Origin of the sequence: Microvirga sp. HBU67558 (assembly GCF_018069605.1) — a bacterium.
GTDB classification, from domain to species: Bacteria; Pseudomonadota; Alphaproteobacteria; order Rhizobiales; family Beijerinckiaceae; genus Microvirga; species Microvirga terrae.
Genome location: NZ_JAGPUP010000451.1, coordinates 1 through 15,844, shown reverse-complemented (window position 1 = coordinate 15,844; position 15,844 = coordinate 1). Strand labels below are relative to the sequence as shown.

Here is a 15,844-nt window from a genome sequence, read left to right as displayed (position 1 = left end):
CCCAGCTTCCCAAGATGGCGCTTGAGGGTTTTGTACCTCTTGCCGTCCTCGAGGCTGATCAGGAAATCTGGCGTGACAGACCTGCGGATCGAAACGGCTGGCTCTGGCCGGGCAGGTTCTGTCTGCTTGGGTGAAACCAATCCCTGGAGCGCAGCGTGTACGGACGCGATCACGGCCGGCAGATCGGCGCGATGGACGGCATTGTTCGCAACGTACGACGCAACAATATCGGCGGTGATACTGGCTAGATCGAGGATCGGCTGATCGGTTTGGTTCATGGTCATTCACTACATGCCAAATGAGAGTTAGGCGCACAGACGCCATCATTGCGATCCGGCTAGAGAGACAGTCTGCAGTCCTACCCAATATCTCTTTGCTCTAGTCGCCAGGAACAGTAAATGGAAGCGCCCTAGCCGTGACGGGTCTCAGGAAATCTCGGCCATGGCGCCGTGGTACCCGCAGAGGCAAAATTACGGAGCCACACCGGGTAAGCTAAGCTGTTCTCGCGGACGCTCAACTGAGCAACCGGAGTGAGTCTTCATTCCTGAAGCCCTCAACCCTCGGCATCGGGAGTAGTCCAGAAACAGAAGCCCCGGCTGAGGAGGTTAGGTAAACCGTCAGCTAGGAGCGTCCAGATATGACGGTGCCGCTCGAAGGATGCCTCTCGGCATCAGCGACGAACCTCCGCATGTCGCTCTCATCTCCGTGGAGCCCGGAGACGCAGATATCAGCTGCCAGCCTGAGCATCCAAGCAGACTAAAAGCGAAGATTTCCGAGGAAAAATCTATCTGGTTGGGGAACCAGTCGGCTACGACCGAATTATTCGAACATGCGGACCCATCAATATCCCCGCATTCCCCTTGTGCAGATGGGTCCAAGACTTACGAGATACATATTGCTCGACCCGGCGCTTGAAAAAGCGGCCGGGTTCTTTTTAGATCAATTGCCCAAAACCCCGTCTTAGAGAGCGAAACAGGACGATTTTACCTGCCAGCTCCGGCGCACGTAAAACTAGTGTGACAGCACCTAAAAGAGCGTTTCCCCGTGGTGGAGGTCACGCGTGAGGTCATCCCTGCTTACGAGCCCCGCGACAGATCTGGTTTCGAGAACTACGTTCGCTATAAAGCCAGAACGACTTTCCGGGTCGAGTTGAGGCCGGTTGAAAGCCCGGCTGCAATTGCCCAGGAACCAGCCGCAGAACATCACGAGCTTGTGGTCTAACTTGAGCGTCAGGGAGTCCGCCGACGTGAGGGCTTGATTGCAGCTCTCTTTGGGCCGCAGAGATAACCACGACCTGTTCGTCAAAGATGACGGGATCGAATTCGTGACTTTGTCGTCTTCCAGACAGACACGACGAGAGCGCTGTGATTGATATGTGGCCACGCATCAGCGGGAACGGATCACCGTCCTAAGCAGGAAGTCTAGTTGCGGCTTGCTTGTGATCTTGGTTAGAACGAGTCACCTAAGAAAAAAGGCCGCTGAACAGCGGCCCGAAGTTTAGGGAGGAAACGCCCAAGAAGGGCAGCGATATGACGACGCCGTCGTCATATTGCACTGCAAAAATACGACTTGCCCATTCAATCGGCAAGCTCAAAAGGGCAGCATGGCTGCCCTTTTTCTTGGCGTCTGTCATGCGGCAAGGGCATGATGGTATGTGAAGCGGAGTCCTAGCTTCGTCGCAGCATACCAGGGCAGACGCTTTCGTATCTGGCCAGCCGGGCGCTTGGGTTGAGTGTGTCATGACGGCTATAAGCTTAAGCGGCCTCTACTTTCCGGGCCGGTGCGCTGGGATGAGGCATCCAATACGTGGGCTCCAGGCGCTTTGGGCGCTCGTTGATGTGGCGCTCATCCCGAGACAGCGATCGGCCCGAGACACTGCTCAAGTATCCGATCTCGACACGCCCGACCCAGAGAAGGACATCATCTTCGGTCCTCGGCGCGGTTTCCATCGGCAGCCATTCGTCCATTCATCCGTTCCCGTGCAAGTCAATCTTGAACCGTCAAGCTAGAGGGGGTGCATCCAAGATAAAGACTTGACAGGACATTGAACCGCCTCGGTGGAATGCCAAAGGAGAAACCTTCCCGGGCAGCCGAGGGTGATCTGGTCGATTGTCGGGCCGAAGAAGTGCCATAAGACCTGTGCCGAAGTCTGGGCGCGGCGCCACTGAAGCCTTGGTGACGAGGTCGTCCCGGAGGCTACCGGTAACACCGACGCCATAGTGGGCCTACTGTCGCCCTTCGTGGCACGAATTCTCATTGCCAATCCGACCTTGGGACAAAGTCATGACTGACAAGATCGGCTTGCTTGTAAGGGTTACTTCTTCTGTAGGTCTACCTGGCTGCTGGCCAGGGGCGCAGGATCGCCCCTCGGTCGAATCGTGCCGTGATGAATGCTGTTGGGAGGTCCCGATGTCACGTTCACAGACCAAAGACATCCTGTGTTCCACCGGCTGTGCCGTTGTCGTTGCTGTGGGACTTAGCATCGCCTCAGCCTCAAGCGCTGTCGCATCGCCAGAGGACGAGATCGCCCGGCTTAACCGCGTGCGTACCAACCTGTTCGAGGAGCTTGTGAAGACCCGGGCGGAAGCGGCCACTGCGCGTGCCGAACGAGACGAAGCTCTCAAGGCCCGCGATGCCGCCGAGGCTGAACTCGCACGGCTGAAGCAGGAAGCTGCCACCGCCAAACCCGCCGGCCCTGCGCCAAGCGCCGAGACCAAAGCCCAGCCGCAGCACCGTGCTGCGGCTGATGCATCACCTGTGGCTCGTCGCCCGAGTTTGCGTCCTGCAGCACCGGCAGCGACTGGATCGGTTCCGAGGACGAGCACGGCGCGTGCGCAGCAACAGGTTGTGCGGGCGAGCCCCACGCCACGCCCAGCCATGAGGTCGTCTGAGCCAACCCGCCGTCAGGGGGCACCGGTTGCCCGAACGCAGGAACTGCCTAGCGTGCTGCGCCTGCAAGATCCGCAATAGTCGCCTGCCCGCGGCGGTCCACACGACAGTCGACGACACCCTGGCGGGCTTCGCGTCCACCTGCCCGCGAGTAGACGACCCCCACTTCCACCGGTGCCCGCTGGCCGCTTCGGGTTCGCCGCATTTCACCGGCGCTGGTCGCATCAACCCGGATCAACTCCGCGTCCACCTCGCTTGCATGGGTGCGAGCCGCCGCAATGGCCGCCTGTCGGCAGGTTTCGACGATCTCATTGGGTGTGCCCGGACGATACTGGAGCTTGGGAATGCTGGCCCGTTCGGCCGCGTAGCCGCCTCCCAGTCCGGCGGCACCAAGGAGAAGAATGACCCACAGCATGCTTGTCTACCAAAGCGCCCTGCGAATGATGGGCCCAGGGCATCATGAATACCGCTTTAGGAAATTCTCACCTGGTCTGTCAGTTCCTTATCCCGGAGTATTAGGGCGGTTGCTGTGGCTCACCGGCGAGCAGCGCAGGGGCGAGTGCTGGTGACAGCTTGGATCAAGCAATTGTATTGGAGATCCCATCGACACGCGCAAGCTCAGGTCTAGCCTGATCCGGTCGCTTCCGCGAAGGCATAACACGGGCGAGTTCCCCACGGATCAATTACGCGATCTTGCGTCCTATGTCTGGGAGCGTGTGGATCTGATCCGGGTCGCGGCCTTTTCGGGCGGTGACGCCCTCACGTTGCAGAGCTTCCCACGTGTCAAACGGCACATACAATTCCTTAATCGCTCCGTTTATGCGCTCCCATCTGACGTTAGGTAAGCGCTCGCCCAAACTTCGCCTGTGCCGGTTCCGCACGGACAGCCGCCTCTCCGACGGCCTCCAGACTTTCCCATTGAAGTTCAACATCATCGCGGTGATCTGAGCGCCCGGGTGTCTACACACTCCCTGAGAAGTCGCTGGGTTGCGGTTCGACACTGGACGTTATCTGATCATCGCAGCCTATTGGCGATCCTTCGTCTACCGCGAACTCTTCCAAGTGCTGGGCCGCCTCGAACAGGTGGAACTTGGCTTCAAGGAGTGAGACCTGCTCTGCAAGGATGCGGATCATCTCAGCCTGCTGGCGATACTTGACCGCCTTACCGGGGCGGAACGCATACATGATTCATGCCTCCGATGAGGATCCTCGCTTTTAAACGGCCAAAAGGAGGCTTGGTTCGCGATTCCCAAGATGCGGTTATGCACAATTGGCGCTGGATCGTTCGGTCTCACGGGTGAAGAGAATTTTGCTCTCGCGCCACCCACACAGTGAGGCTGTATCGATATACCTCGGCTCACTTGGCCGCTGCGGTCCGACATCGAGGTCGGGGCACGAGCAACTCGGACCAAAATGATCGGGTGAAATCTCGTTCAGCGCTGATCCGGAGTGGCGGATGGTCGTCGCGTGACCCGAACTTGGCCGCGTAGCCATGGTTATCTATCAGGTGTTCAACTTCCCACAGGTACGAAACGCAGGACGACGCTCGGCAGCGTCAGGAACTCCCTCATCCACTAACGGAGGAAATGTCTGGTCCGTGGTTCTGGTGCGCTACACGAATGGTAATTGCCTTCGCCCCCACCGGAAGAGCTAACCCGACCGTGTCACGCTTATGCCACGTTCGGACGAACCATCAGGCCAGTTCTTCCGACAATATTGGTCATTGGCCAACGGGGCAGGGTGGCGTCGTATTATGGGGGACGAGGCTGTTGTCGGGATGCAACTACCATCTGCTGCCTCTGGCACCTCTCCGAGCATCGCGACCCTGCTGATCTGCCGAAACACCGTCCTGCGCGCCGGTCTCAGGCACATCTTGTCCGACACGCCCTTCGCTCTTGCTGATGACGTCCTCGATCCGGCATCGGACGTGTCAGTCTTTGCCAGGAGCGAGCCTGTTCTCGTCCTACTGTGCGAAACTCTTTCGGCCGATGAGTACTTGGGAACCGTTGAACGATTGGAGGCCCAGTGCCCTTCAGCATGGGTGGTTATCCTGGCGGACCATTTGGAACCGGATGCTGTCGTGCGTCTGTACGAGGCTGGATTGAACGGAATCGGCTCGCCAGCCATGGCCGGAAGCAGCCTGATCAAGGCTCTGGAACTCGTCGTGGCCGGTGAGCCCTTCCTTCCGGCCGCGGTTGACTTGGCACTGCTTGAACAGCGCTCCCGCCGGAGCATGCCGGACGCTCCGTCGGTTCGAACGGCAGGCCCGGGCTCGCCGGACGGTTATCTGATCGAGAAGCTCGGATTCTGCGATTCCTGACGCAGGGCGACTCCAATAAGGTGATCGCGCGCCGGCTCGGCGTCGCAGAGGCGACCGTTAAGGTCCCTTTCAAGAGCATTCTGAGAAAGGTCCGGGCGGAGAACCGCACGCAGGCCGCCATGTGGGCCCGCCAGCACCTGGCTATGGACGATCAACCTTCCGGTTGAAGCGGCAGGAAGGCACGGGAAAACCTGTCACGTACGCGACACTCATCGCCCAGATGAACAATGCAAATAAGTGGTAAACGCCCTCACTCGGCGGGAACGCTGTTGAGCGGAGAAGGATTATTCTCAGGTCCAACTGTGGAGGCTACCATGATCGGCGTCAGAATTCCCGCAGCCGCGATGGTGTTGGCGGGCCTTACCCTCTCCGTTGCCGCAGCCGAGGGCACAGAATCCGAGAACACGATCTCCAATACGTCCTGGCAACATCATCTCTGGTCCCAGAAGTTCGACACCGTCGCCGATCCGGAAACAACCGGGTCCATCAATTCCCAACCCATCACAGGCCTGAATACGAGCCGCCCCGACTGCGTTCCGGCTGGACTGCAGTTCAGCCATCCTCCTCTTCCGGGTTGGCGGATCGGGTCCTGTTCATAGGTCGTGAGACTAGCGCAGGCAGTGGCGCACCAGTCCTCCAAAATCCTTCCCAATCCGGGCATTCTCAACCGGGGAAGGAGACAGCTCCATGCATGTCTTCGGAGCCTTTGAGCTCGACATCACACCGGGTACTCCCGACAAGCGGGCCTCCGTCAGGGTTGCCCTCCTGCGTTATACCAGGGGCGAGGATGGCCGCCTGTTCATCACTCCGGACTGTGCCTCCCTCGAGAAGTTGGAAGGGCAGATCAACTCCCTCCAGGACGAGTTGGACGAAATCCGCGAACGAGCCCGCCGAGCCTTCCAGGCGACCTAGAGCCCACCTCATTCCCTCCGCTCTCTCGGCCGGGTCGCGCTCGATCATGGCATCCATCGTGACGATTTGATTGCCGACACACTCTTGGCGCTCGGCTTCATTGCATTCACTTTGGAGGTGTTGCGAGGGGCGGGCGATCAAGGGGCCGCTTTGTTGTCCGATCTTCAAACGCGGCTGGGTCCTGGTCGAGAACATCCAGCCACAGCACCATTTTCTGGCCTCCACGCAACAAAAAGGCCCGGGTTGCCCCGAGCCTCTTGTGCTGCTGTTGCTGCGGCGCTCTTAGTAGGTGCCGAACTTGAAGTTCAACTTGGCTCGGGCGACGAAGAAGTCCTGCTCGTCATTGCCCCGCGGCAGGAACACATCGACCGGCGCTCCGCCAACCGGCGTAAAGGTCCCGATGCGGCCATCGTTATCATCGTCCTGATCAATGCTGACCCACAGGCCTTCCAGGCCCAGGGTGACGGCTGAGGAGCCGAACAGGTTCGCCGGCAGGGCCCACTCGACACCACCGCCGACCGTCCAGCCGGTGTTGTCTTCCGTGTAGGCCAGACCACCGGTGGCGTAGACCAGGAAGCGGTCGAAGGCCACACCGGCGCGCAGGCGCACCGTGCCAAACCAATCGGCTGAATCCTCGAACTCGCCGGGCACGAAGGTGCCGCCGGCAAAGCCCGGGCCCGGGATGAACACCGCCTCGTTGTCGTCGGTCGCGATCCCCTGGATGTCGGCCTCGATACCCACCACGAACGAGCCGATCTGGTAGTTGTAGCCGATCTGGCCACCACCGAGGAAGTTGCCGTCGTCCCCACTGCCGAAGTTCAGCGTGCCGCCCACGATGCCGGCCGGGATGCCCGGGCCGGTCAGCACCACGGTTTCGTTGTCATCGTCGCGCCAGCCCCAGCCGAGGTTGCCACCGATGTAGAAGCCGGTCCAGGTGAAGACCGGAACGGTCGCGATCACCGGAGGAGGGGCGGCACGCATCGGCAGGTCGGCGGCGGACACGGACGAGACAGCAGCCGTCGAGAGGGCGGTTGCGGCAAGCAAGCCAAGAATACGGTTTTTCATGAGTGTTCTACCCTGTGCGAGGAGTCACGAACGCAGAGTAGGGGGCTATAGCCAAGATGGGCTATAGCAAAGATGCAACACCGGGCAGCTTTAACAGTTTTGCGTCAGTATTGTTGTCCTGAATACATGCCTATGAACGTGCGAAATCATCGATAGATTTGACTCGCCGGAGGCGGCATGCCCTACTAAGGCATCGGACGTGAATTCGAACTCACGTCCGATGCTCTAGAGAATGCGACCGGGATTGAGGATGCCGGAGGGATCGAGCATCTGCTTCATCTGCCTCATCAAGGCGAGCTCGGGCTCCGTGCGGCTTAAGGGGAGATAAAGGCGCTTGACACGCCCGATGCCATGTTCCGCGGAGATCGAGCCTCCGAGACGGGACACCAAGTCGTAGACGAGACCCTGAACGCCCTTCTTGATCGCGTCGTCCATGTCGCGGACGGCGACATTGATATGGATGTTGCTGTCCGCCACGTGCCCGAACACCACATAAACGGCGTCGGGCCACTGTCTCGGCATCTCCTGACGCAGGTATGCGACGGCTTCCGTCATCCGGTTGAGCGGCACGCTGACGTCGAAGCGGATTTCCTCGGGCAGGAAGCGTCCGTATTCGTAGGGCGTTTCCCGGTAGGCCCAGAAGCGGCTCCGGTCGGCGCGTGACTGAGCCACTACGGCGTCCTTGATGAGATCCTGCTCGTAGAACTCTTCAAGCACGAGGGAAAAGGCTTCCGTTCCCGCCGGATCCGCTCCCATGTCGGCCTCGATCAGGAGCGTCACATCGTGCTCGGACTCGAAGGCAGGCGCAATGCCGCAGATCTCTGTTGCGACCGTCATGAACTCCCGCCACATGGCCTCGAAGACCAGCAGGCGTCCCGGATGAGCCTGCTGGAACCGGCGCAGGACCACGAGGGCATCCTCGAAGCTGCCGACTGCGCAGAGAGCCGTCTGCAAGCCCTGAGGCTTAGGGTGCAGACTGATCACGCCTCGGGTCACGATGCCGAGAGTTCCCTCGCTGCCGATGAAGAGCTGAGTCCAGTCGTATCCGGCATTGTTCTTCAGCATCTTGTTGAGGGAGCGAACCACAGTGCCGTCCGCCAGGACCACTTCCAGGCCGAGGATGTTGCGACGGGTCATGCCATAGCGCAGCACCTGGTTGCCGCCGGCATTGGTCGCGATGTTGCCGCCGATCGTGCAGGTGCCGCGCGCGCCGAGGTCGATTCCGCATAGAAAGCCCGCGTCATCCGCAGCCTGCTGAATGATCGCGAGAGGGGTGCCGGCGAGAGCCGTCAGCGTTGCGCTCGCCGGGTCGATCTCTTCGATCCCGTTCATCCGCTCCAGGGACAGGGCAATCTCTCCCGCTTGCGGATGAGCGCCGCCCGCAAGGCCGGTCAATCCGCCTTGCGTGACGACAGACTGGCGGTGCTCATGGCAGATCCTCAGAGCGGTCGCAACGTCCTCCGTCGACTGCGGTAGGATCAACGCCTGAGGAGCGATGGGCTCGAGGCCGCTGGCGTCGGCATGATTGCGAGGAGGAATGTCGGATCCGACGCGGACCTGAGATCCCAAGGCTGCAACGAGGGCGTCGATCACATTGCTCATCGTATTCTAACTCGTTCTCTGAAGATGTCTCGGTCCACTGGCGCATCGTGCGGAAAAATGGACCCTCATCTGGGTCGGTCTGGTGCTCTAAAAGAATTCGTGCCTGGTTCCTGAAGGATCAGGGTTCCTCGGTCAGCCGTATGATGGAGTCCGGCCGCTGCCAGAGCTCCGGCAGCAGTTCGAGCCCAAGCCCCGGCTTCATGTTCACCGTGACCTCTCCTTTCGTGACGGTCGGCAGTTCTGTCACGAGTTCGGTATACCAGCCCGTATAGAAGGCGCGGACGCTCTCCTGAATCAACGCATTGCGCGCATGCAGGGAGAAGTGGCAGGACGCGGCGTAGACCACCGGGCCCGTGCAGTCATGCGGCGCTACAGGCACATGCCACGCTTCCGCCAGCGCGGCGATCTTGCGCGCTTCCGTCAGGCCTCCGCACCAGGACAGGTCGAGCATAGCGACGCCCGCGATGCCGGTTTCGAGGTATTCCCGGAATGCGTGAGTGTAGGACAGGGTCTCCGAAGCACAGACCCAAGCCTTCGAATGCTGCGCATATTCCTTGAGGTCGCCGATGTTGTCGAGGCGGAAGGGATCCTCGTGCCAGTAGGTGTCGAACTCTGCCAGCGCCCCGGCGAGCTTCTTCGCCATCGGCAGGCTCCATAGGGAATGGAACTCGACCATGATGTCCATCTTGTCGCCCACGGCATTGCGGATCTTGGCAAAGGGTTCAAGGGACGTCCGCAGCTCGTCCGGCGAGATGTCGTATCCATGGCTGCGTTCGGCCGCGACATCGAAGGGCCAGATCTTCATGCCCGTGATGCCCTGTTCGAGGAGCGAATGGGCGAGTTCGTCCGCACGATGGAGGAATGCATCCAGATCCTCATAGGCGCCTTCGGTCTCGCCGACGCCCCAGTTGGCGACTTTCTGCGCGCGGCCGTCGCGAATGTAACGGTAGCCCGCGCACGTGTTGTAAACCCTGATCCTGTCGCGGGAACGGCCTCCCAGCATGTCGCAGACGGGCTTGCCGTAGGCCTTTCCGAAGAGATCCCACAACGCGATGTCCACGGCAGAGTTGCCGCGTGTCTCCACGCCGGCAGAACGCCAGCCCAAATAGTTCTGGAGATCGCGGTTGATCCCTTCGATCTGGAGAGGGTCGCGCCCGATCAGCTTGGCCGCGACGGTCTCGTGAATGTAGGCCTCCACGGCGGCCGCTCCCATGAAGGTCTCACCGAGGCCGATGAGCCCTTCATCCGTGTGCAGGCGAACCCAGACGATGTTCGCGAATTCCTGGAGACGGATGGTTTCGACGCCTGTGATCTTCATGGGATCCTCGTTGGGCTACGCTCTCGTCGCGATCGGCAGAGGCCGCAGGTTTGATGCCTCCGGCGGACAGAATGGAAGCTGCCGGTCCATGATATCCACCGAAATGCTCCATGCGAGCAGGTATTCATAAGTCTAATCTGAAACAAAGATGCAATCGGAAAAAGTTCCCGACTGCCACTGGAAATCGCCGGGAAGCTGTTGCTAAGGCCTGCATTGCTCCTGGCGCAAGTGAGAATGCGTGAAAACGGGACGGGAAGGAGAAAAGCCCATCGTCCTGCTACGCATATTGCTCGTGAAACCGCCTCGCCGGCTGAATTGACACTCCTGGCCACTGCGCCTTAGATCGCGCAGCATGTTAGTCGTTCGCAAGACTTGAACAATCCTTCGCGGCGAACAGAATAAGGGGCGTCCAAAACGGCGCCAAAGGCAGGAGACAGTGTGAGCAGGCTAATTTCCTTTTTCTTCAAGGGCTTGGAAGGACTGCTCGTTCTTCTGCTGGCCGCCATGGTGGTCATGGTCTTCGGCAATGTCGTCCTGCGCTATCTCTTCGATACGGGTATCGACGTGTCGGAAGAGTTGTCCCGCTTCTTCTTCGTCTGGCTGACCTTCATCGGCGCCGTCGTGGTTGGGCGGGAGAATGCTCATCTGGGCGTCGAGACCCTGGTGGCCCGTCTCGGCGAGAACGGTCGCAAGCTCTGCATGATCCTGTCCGACCTGTTCATCATCGGATGCTGCGCCGTCTTCTTCTGGGGAACATGGCAGCAGGCCGAGATCAATGCCACGAACTATGCTCCCATCACCGAGATTTCGATGCTTTGGGTCTATGGTGTCGGATATTTCACGAGTATCGGCCTGGGATTGATGGCAGTGCTTCGTATCATGCGCGTCTTGACCGGGCATATCAGCGAGCATGAGCTCAAGGCTTTCGCCGGCGACTACAGTGGCGATGAAGCTCATGCCTTGAAGGAGCGGCTCGAGTGACCATTCTCGTTTTTCTCGTCTCGCTTCTCGGAGCCATGGCGCTCGGCATGCCGATTGCCTTTGCACTGATCGTCTGCGCACTCGCTCTCATGCTCTGGCTCGGCAATTTCGACAGCCAGATCGTGGCCCAGAACATGATCATAGGGGCCGACAACTTCCAGCTTCTAGCCGTTCCGTTCTTCCTGCTGGCCGGCGAACTGATGAATGTCGGCGGCTTGTCGAAGCGCATCGTCAATTTTGCCCTGGCCTGTCTCGGGCACATCCATGGCGGTCTCGGCTACGTTGCCATCGTGGCAGCGCTCATCCTCGCAGCCTTGTCCGGCTCGGCGGCCGCGGACACGGCGGCTCTGGCGGCCATTCTGATCCCGATGATGCGTAACGCAGGCTACGACATTCCGCGAGCGGCTGGACTTATTGCGGCTGGCGGCATCATCGCGCCGGTGATCCCTCCTTCCATCGGCTTCATCGTCTTCGGCGTGGCGGCCAATGTCTCGATCTCCCAGCTCTTTCTCGCAGGTGTCTTCCCGGGTCTGATGATGGGCGTGGCGCTTGTAGTCGCCTGGGCCGTCGTCAGCCGGCGGGACAAGATGAAGACGGCGCCACGCGCCTCCATGCGCGAGAGGGGCAAGGCCTTCGTCGACGGATTCTATGCGCTTCTCATGCCCGTGATGATCCTGGGCGGCATCAAGTGGGGCATCGTCACCCCCACCGAGGCAGCGGTTCTCGCTGCGGTCTATGCGCTCATCATCGGCATGTTCGTCTACCGCGAGCTGAAGCCGTCGATGCTCTACGGCGTCTTCCTCACGGCAGCGAAGACGACTGCCGTGGTGATGTTCCTGGTCGCGGCGGCGCTCGTGTCCGCATGGCTCATCACACAGGCGAACATTCCGGGGGAAATCAGCGGGCTCATCGAGCCTCTGATGGGCAACAAGACCTTGCTCATGTTCGCCCTTATGTTCCTGGTCGTCATTGTCGGAACCGCCCTGGATTTCTCTCCGACGGTTCTGATCCTGACACCGGTCCTGATGCCGATTGTGAAGCAGGCGGGCATCGACCCGGTCTATTTCGGCGTTTTGTTCATCATCAACAACGCCATCGGGTTGATCACGCCCCCGGTTGGAATCGTACTGAACGTGGTAAGCGGCGTCGCTCGTGTCCCCATGGGCGCGGTCATCCGCGGCGTGAACCCGTTCCTGATCGCTCAGCTCATCGTGCTCGTCCTGCTCATCATCTTCCCCGACCTGGTCATGGTGCCACTTGCCTGGCTGCGGGGCCGATGAGACGATAAGCGTTATCAAAACCACAAGAGAGGAAACAACTATGAACGCATTGAAATTCGCTCTGGCCGCCGGCGTCGCCGCAACGATCATGGCGGCCGTTCCGGCCAATGCCCAGTTCACAGAGCGCAACATCCGTCTGTCCAACGGCGTGAACGAGGATCATCCGAACGGCAAGGGCGTGGAGAAGTTTCGGGCGTGCCTTACCGATAAGTCCGGCGGCAAGATGAAAGTGCAGGGCTTCTGGGGCAATGCCCTCGGGGGCGATCTCCAGGCCACCCAGGCGCTTCGCTCTGGTACGCAGGAGATGGTCGTGACGTCGAGCTCGCCCCTGATCGGCATCCTGCCGGATCTCGGCGTGTTCGATCTGCCGTTCCTGTTCGCCAACAACAAGGAGGCCGATACCGTCCTCGACGGCGCATTCGGCAAGTACATCGACGGCAAGCTCGAGACGGTCGGCCTCGTCAATCTGGCTTACTGGGAGAACGGCTTCCGCAATCTCACCAATTCTCGCCGTCCGGTCGAGAAGTGGGAGGATTTCAAGGGACTGAAGGTTCGCGTCATGCAGAACAACGTGTTCCTCGACACGTTCAAGAACATGGGGGCCAATGCGGTCCCGATGGCATTCGGCGAAGTCTTCACGGCTCTGGAAACGAAGGCCATCGACGGCCAGGAAAATCCCTTCGTGACGATCGACACGTCGAAGTTCTACGAGGTGCAGAAGTATCTTTCCGTGACGCGTCACGCCTACACGCCGTTCCTCATGCTCTATTCCAAGAAGCTGTGGGACGGATTGTCGAAGGACGAGCAGGCTGCTCTGCGGGAATGCGCTGCCGCCTCGCGGGATGAGCAACGCAAGGTTTCCCGCGAGCTGTCGGAAGCCTCGCTGAGCAAGATCAAGGGCGCGGGCATCGTCGTCAACGAGCTGAATGAACAGGAGGCCAACCGCATGCGCGAGCAGGCCAAGCCCGTCTGGGAGAAGCACGCTGCGACCATCGGTCCCGAGACGGTGAGGATGATGCAGGCGGAGATTGACAAAGTACGGCAGAAGTAAGCGCGTCAAAGTGATCAGAGCGGCGCCGTTCGGACCTTTGCGCACCGGACGGCGCCGTCCCCCCATCGCCTCAAGCCTCGAGCATCCCTCGCGGTCTTCGGGCGCAATTTTTAGAGAATGCTGATCGATGCAGATCCTCATTCTCGGAGCGGCCGGAATGGTCGGCCGCAAACTCACGGAACGTTAGGTCAAGGAACGCCGCCTGGGGGAAAAACGCGACTACGCGCCTCGTTCTGCACCATGTGGTCGAACCCGAGCGCCCTCAGGCGTCCTTTGCCGTCGATACGTTGACGTCCGACTTTTCGATGCCCGGCGGGCGAATAAGCTCGTCGCGAGCCGTCCCGACGTGATCTTTCACTTGGCCGCCATCGTATCCGGCGACGCGGAGGCCAATTTCGACAAAGGATACAGGATCAATCTCGACGGGACACGATTCCTGTTCGATGCCGTTCGCATTATCGGCGACGAATACAAGCCGCGCCTTGTCCTCACATCTTCCGTCGCGGTTTTCGGCGCTCCGTTCCCGGACGCGACGGGGATGAGTTCGTCTCGACACCTCTCATGAGCTACGGAGCTCAATAGGCAATGGGCGAGCTCCTTCTGGCCGATTAAACCCGGCGCGAGTTCTTCGGCGGCGTGGGCATCGGGCTTCCCACGATCTGCGTCCGCCCGGGCAAGCCCAACAAGGCGGCATCGGTCTTTTCTCCGGCATCGTCCGCGAGCCGCTGAACGGTCAGGAAACCATCCTGCCAGTCTCGCTTGACGTCCGCCACGCCCATGCTTCGCCGCGATCCGCCGTCAATTTCCTCGTCGATGCGGCGAGCATGGATACGTCGAAGGTCGCACAACGGCGCAACCTGACGATGCCGAACGTGTCGGTGACCGTCGTCGGGCAGATCGAGGCGCTTCGGCGGGTCGCCGGCGAGCAGGCCGTCGCCAGGATCTGCCACGAGCTCGATTTGACCATCATTCGTTTTGTCGAGGGATGACCCAGCCGCTTCGATGCGAGCCAGGCCGAAAGCTTGGGCTTGCGTGCGGAGTCCAGTTCCGACGAGATCATCTCCATCCATGTCGAAGACGCGCTCGGCGGCATTGTTCCAAAGTGAGCGATGCCCGCTCGAGCGGATCATTGATGGCCGAGGAAGCGCTCGGCCTCGAGGACGTTTGTGAAAAAAATCTCTGCCTGAGGGCAGGCGCCCCGCGGCTCAGCCCCTTCGATCTGCTGGCTTACTTGGCCTACTTGGCGCTGGGCACGGCGGCCGTTCAGGAGGGGCGTCATGACGATGCGGCCGCGGCCATGCAAAGGATGTGACAGGCCAACTCGAGCCTGAGCTTGCCGTACTTCATCACGGCTGCAGCAATGGCGCTAGCCGGTCGTCTGAAGCTGCACGAGTCTGGGCCGCTCAAAGCCTGAAGATGGAGCTCCGAACTGATAACCCCACAGGCCGCCAACAGGCTCGCGGAGGGCGGGCATCTCCTGAGCCTGCCGAGGTAGCGCTATCGGTCGTCGCACTTGCGGGTGAAACGGGAGGTCGCTTCAGAATGGCTGACAGATCCCTCTGGGTTCATCGTCAAAGCTGGCCTGCCCCATGTGGGTGATCCGAGTGTGATGTTAATTCAGCGTTGGTCTGGGCGCCAGCTTGGAAGCCGAGACCAAGACCTCCGGTGCAGGCGGCCGGTAGCCCAGGGATGAGTGCGGGCGCACCGTGTTGTAATGTCGTCTCCAGCTTTCGATCACCACCTTTGCCTCCTCCAAGGTGTAGAAGATCTCTCCTTTCAGCAGTTCATCCCGAAGCTTTGAGGTGAAACTCTCGCAATAGCCGTTCTCCCACGGGCTGCCCGGCTCAATGTAAGCCGTCCTGGCACCCACAGCCGTGATCCACTCACGCACAGCTTTGGCCACGAACTCGCTGCCGTTGTCGGAACGAATATGGCCCGGAATACCGCGCAGGATGAACAGGTCCGAGAGCACATCGATCACATCGACGGCTTTCAGCTTCCGGTTCACCCGGATGGTCAGGCATTCACGCGTGAACTCGTCAATGATGTTGAGCATGCGGAACTTGCGCCCGTCATGAGTGCGATCTTCGACGAAGTCATACGACCAGACATGGTTGGGATACTCTGACCGCAGCCGGACGCAGGATCCGTCGTTGAGCCAGAGACGGCCTCTCTTGGGTTGCTTTTGTGGCACTTTGAGCCCCTCCCGCCGCCAGATCCGCTCGACCCGCTTCTTGTTGACAAGCCAGCCGGCGTCCCGCAGCAGGGCTGTGATCCGCCGATATCCATAGCGGCCATATTGGGTCGCCAGGGCGATGATGTCGGCGGTCAGGGCCGCCGGCACCGTTGCATTAACCTTGACCGTGTAGCGAGGGATGGCTACTCGAGGAGCCATCCGGTTGTCGATCTTCAAGCGCCGTCGTTTT

16 protein-coding genes and 1 pseudogene are annotated in these 15,844 nt (G+C 60.2%); 8 read left to right on the top strand and 9 right to left on the bottom strand.

The genetic code is table 11. From position 1 onward, the window contains the following. The 5 genes from KBI52_RS05910 to KBI52_RS05890 all read right to left on the bottom strand — a co-directional run. Positions 1–284: MucR family transcriptional regulator (locus KBI52_RS05910; RefSeq protein WP_247654211.1), on the bottom strand; the 284-nt coding region annotated here is incomplete at its 3' end. Positions 285–1,462: 1,178 nt separating this feature from the next. Further along, entirely contained in the window at positions 1,463–1,633 is a 171-nt protein-coding gene (locus tag KBI52_RS05905; RefSeq protein ID WP_210806050.1) for a hypothetical protein, read from the bottom strand. An 860-nt stretch (positions 1,634–2,493) separates the two neighbouring features. Next, positions 2,494–2,733, bottom strand: a complete 240-nt coding sequence (locus tag KBI52_RS05900) for a hypothetical protein (RefSeq protein WP_210806048.1) — start codon at positions 2,731–2,733, stop codon at positions 2,494–2,496. 205 nt (positions 2,734–2,938) lie between these two features. Continuing rightward, positions 2,939–3,304 carry a hypothetical protein gene (locus KBI52_RS05895; protein WP_210806046.1) on the bottom strand — a complete coding sequence of 122 codons (366 nt, stop codon included), beginning with the start codon at positions 3,302–3,304 and terminating at the stop codon, positions 2,939–2,941. Positions 3,305–3,849: 545 nt separating this feature from the next. Continuing rightward, positions 3,850–4,074 carry a hypothetical protein gene (locus KBI52_RS05890; protein WP_210806043.1) on the bottom strand — a complete coding sequence of 75 codons (225 nt, stop codon included), beginning with the start codon at positions 4,072–4,074 and terminating at the stop codon, positions 3,850–3,852. 592 nt (positions 4,075–4,666) lie between these two features. On the opposite strand from KBI52_RS05890, the gene KBI52_RS05885 reads away from it, so the two are divergent. The 3 genes from KBI52_RS05885 to KBI52_RS05875 all read left to right on the top strand — a co-directional run bounded on the left by KBI52_RS05885 (position 4,667) and on the right by KBI52_RS05875 (position 6,121). Continuing rightward, positions 4,667–5,209 carry a response regulator transcription factor gene (locus tag KBI52_RS05885; protein WP_210806041.1) on the top strand — a complete coding sequence of 181 codons (543 nt, stop codon included), beginning with the start codon at positions 4,667–4,669 and terminating at the stop codon, positions 5,207–5,209. A gap of 20 nt (positions 5,210–5,229) precedes the next feature. Next, on the top strand, positions 5,230–5,376 hold the full coding sequence (locus KBI52_RS05880) for a LuxR C-terminal-related transcriptional regulator (RefSeq protein ID WP_262266074.1): 147 nt from the start codon (positions 5,230–5,232) through the stop codon (positions 5,374–5,376). 520 nt (positions 5,377–5,896) lie between these two features. Further along, a complete protein-coding gene (locus tag KBI52_RS05875) occupies positions 5,897–6,121 on the top strand; it encodes a hypothetical protein (protein WP_210806039.1) in 225 nt (74 codons plus the stop codon). A gap of 282 nt (positions 6,122–6,403) precedes the next feature. Here the strand turns inward: KBI52_RS05875 and KBI52_RS05870 are convergent, their stop codons facing one another. From KBI52_RS05870 to KBI52_RS05860, 3 genes are all read right to left on the bottom strand, one after another. Beyond that, positions 6,404–7,186, bottom strand: a complete 783-nt coding sequence (locus KBI52_RS05870) for an outer membrane protein (protein ID WP_210806037.1) — start codon at positions 7,184–7,186, stop codon at positions 6,404–6,406. Positions 7,187–7,411: 225 nt separating this feature from the next. Beyond that, positions 7,412–8,788 (bottom strand): FAD-binding oxidoreductase, encoded by a 1,377-nt coding sequence (locus KBI52_RS05865; RefSeq protein ID WP_210806035.1) that lies wholly within the window; start codon positions 8,786–8,788, stop codon positions 7,412–7,414. A 118-nt stretch (positions 8,789–8,906) separates the two neighbouring features. Then, on the bottom strand, positions 8,907–10,106 hold the full coding sequence (locus tag KBI52_RS05860; RefSeq protein WP_210806033.1) for a mandelate racemase/muconate lactonizing enzyme family protein: 1,200 nt from the start codon (positions 10,104–10,106) through the stop codon (positions 8,907–8,909). A gap of 438 nt (positions 10,107–10,544) precedes the next feature. On the opposite strand from KBI52_RS05860, the gene KBI52_RS05855 reads away from it, so the two are divergent. From KBI52_RS05855 to KBI52_RS05835, 5 genes and pseudogenes are all read left to right on the top strand, one after another. Continuing rightward, on the top strand, positions 10,545–11,087 hold the full coding sequence (locus KBI52_RS05855; RefSeq protein ID WP_210806031.1) for a TRAP transporter small permease: 543 nt from the start codon (positions 10,545–10,547) through the stop codon (positions 11,085–11,087). Beyond that, positions 11,084–12,367, top strand: coding sequence for a TRAP transporter large permease subunit (locus tag KBI52_RS05850; RefSeq protein ID WP_210806029.1), 1,284 nt, complete (start codon positions 11,084–11,086; stop codon positions 12,365–12,367). The genes KBI52_RS05855 and KBI52_RS05850 overlap by 4 nt, the downstream gene beginning before the upstream one ends. Before the next feature lie 40 nt (positions 12,368–12,407). Further along, positions 12,408–13,418 carry a TRAP transporter substrate-binding protein gene (locus KBI52_RS05845; RefSeq protein WP_210806027.1) on the top strand — a complete coding sequence of 337 codons (1,011 nt, stop codon included), beginning with the start codon at positions 12,408–12,410 and terminating at the stop codon, positions 13,416–13,418. Positions 13,419–13,545: 127 nt separating this feature from the next. Then, positions 13,546–14,524, top strand: a pseudogene (locus KBI52_RS05840) (SDR family oxidoreductase). A 26-nt stretch (positions 14,525–14,550) separates the two neighbouring features. After that, entirely contained in the window at positions 14,551–14,730 is a 180-nt protein-coding gene (locus tag KBI52_RS05835) for a hypothetical protein (protein ID WP_210806025.1), read from the top strand. 300 nt (positions 14,731–15,030) lie between these two features. Here the strand turns inward: KBI52_RS05835 and KBI52_RS05830 are convergent. After that, the coding region (locus KBI52_RS05830; RefSeq protein ID WP_247654210.1) for an IS3 family transposase at positions 15,031–15,844 on the bottom strand (814 nt) is incomplete at its 5' end.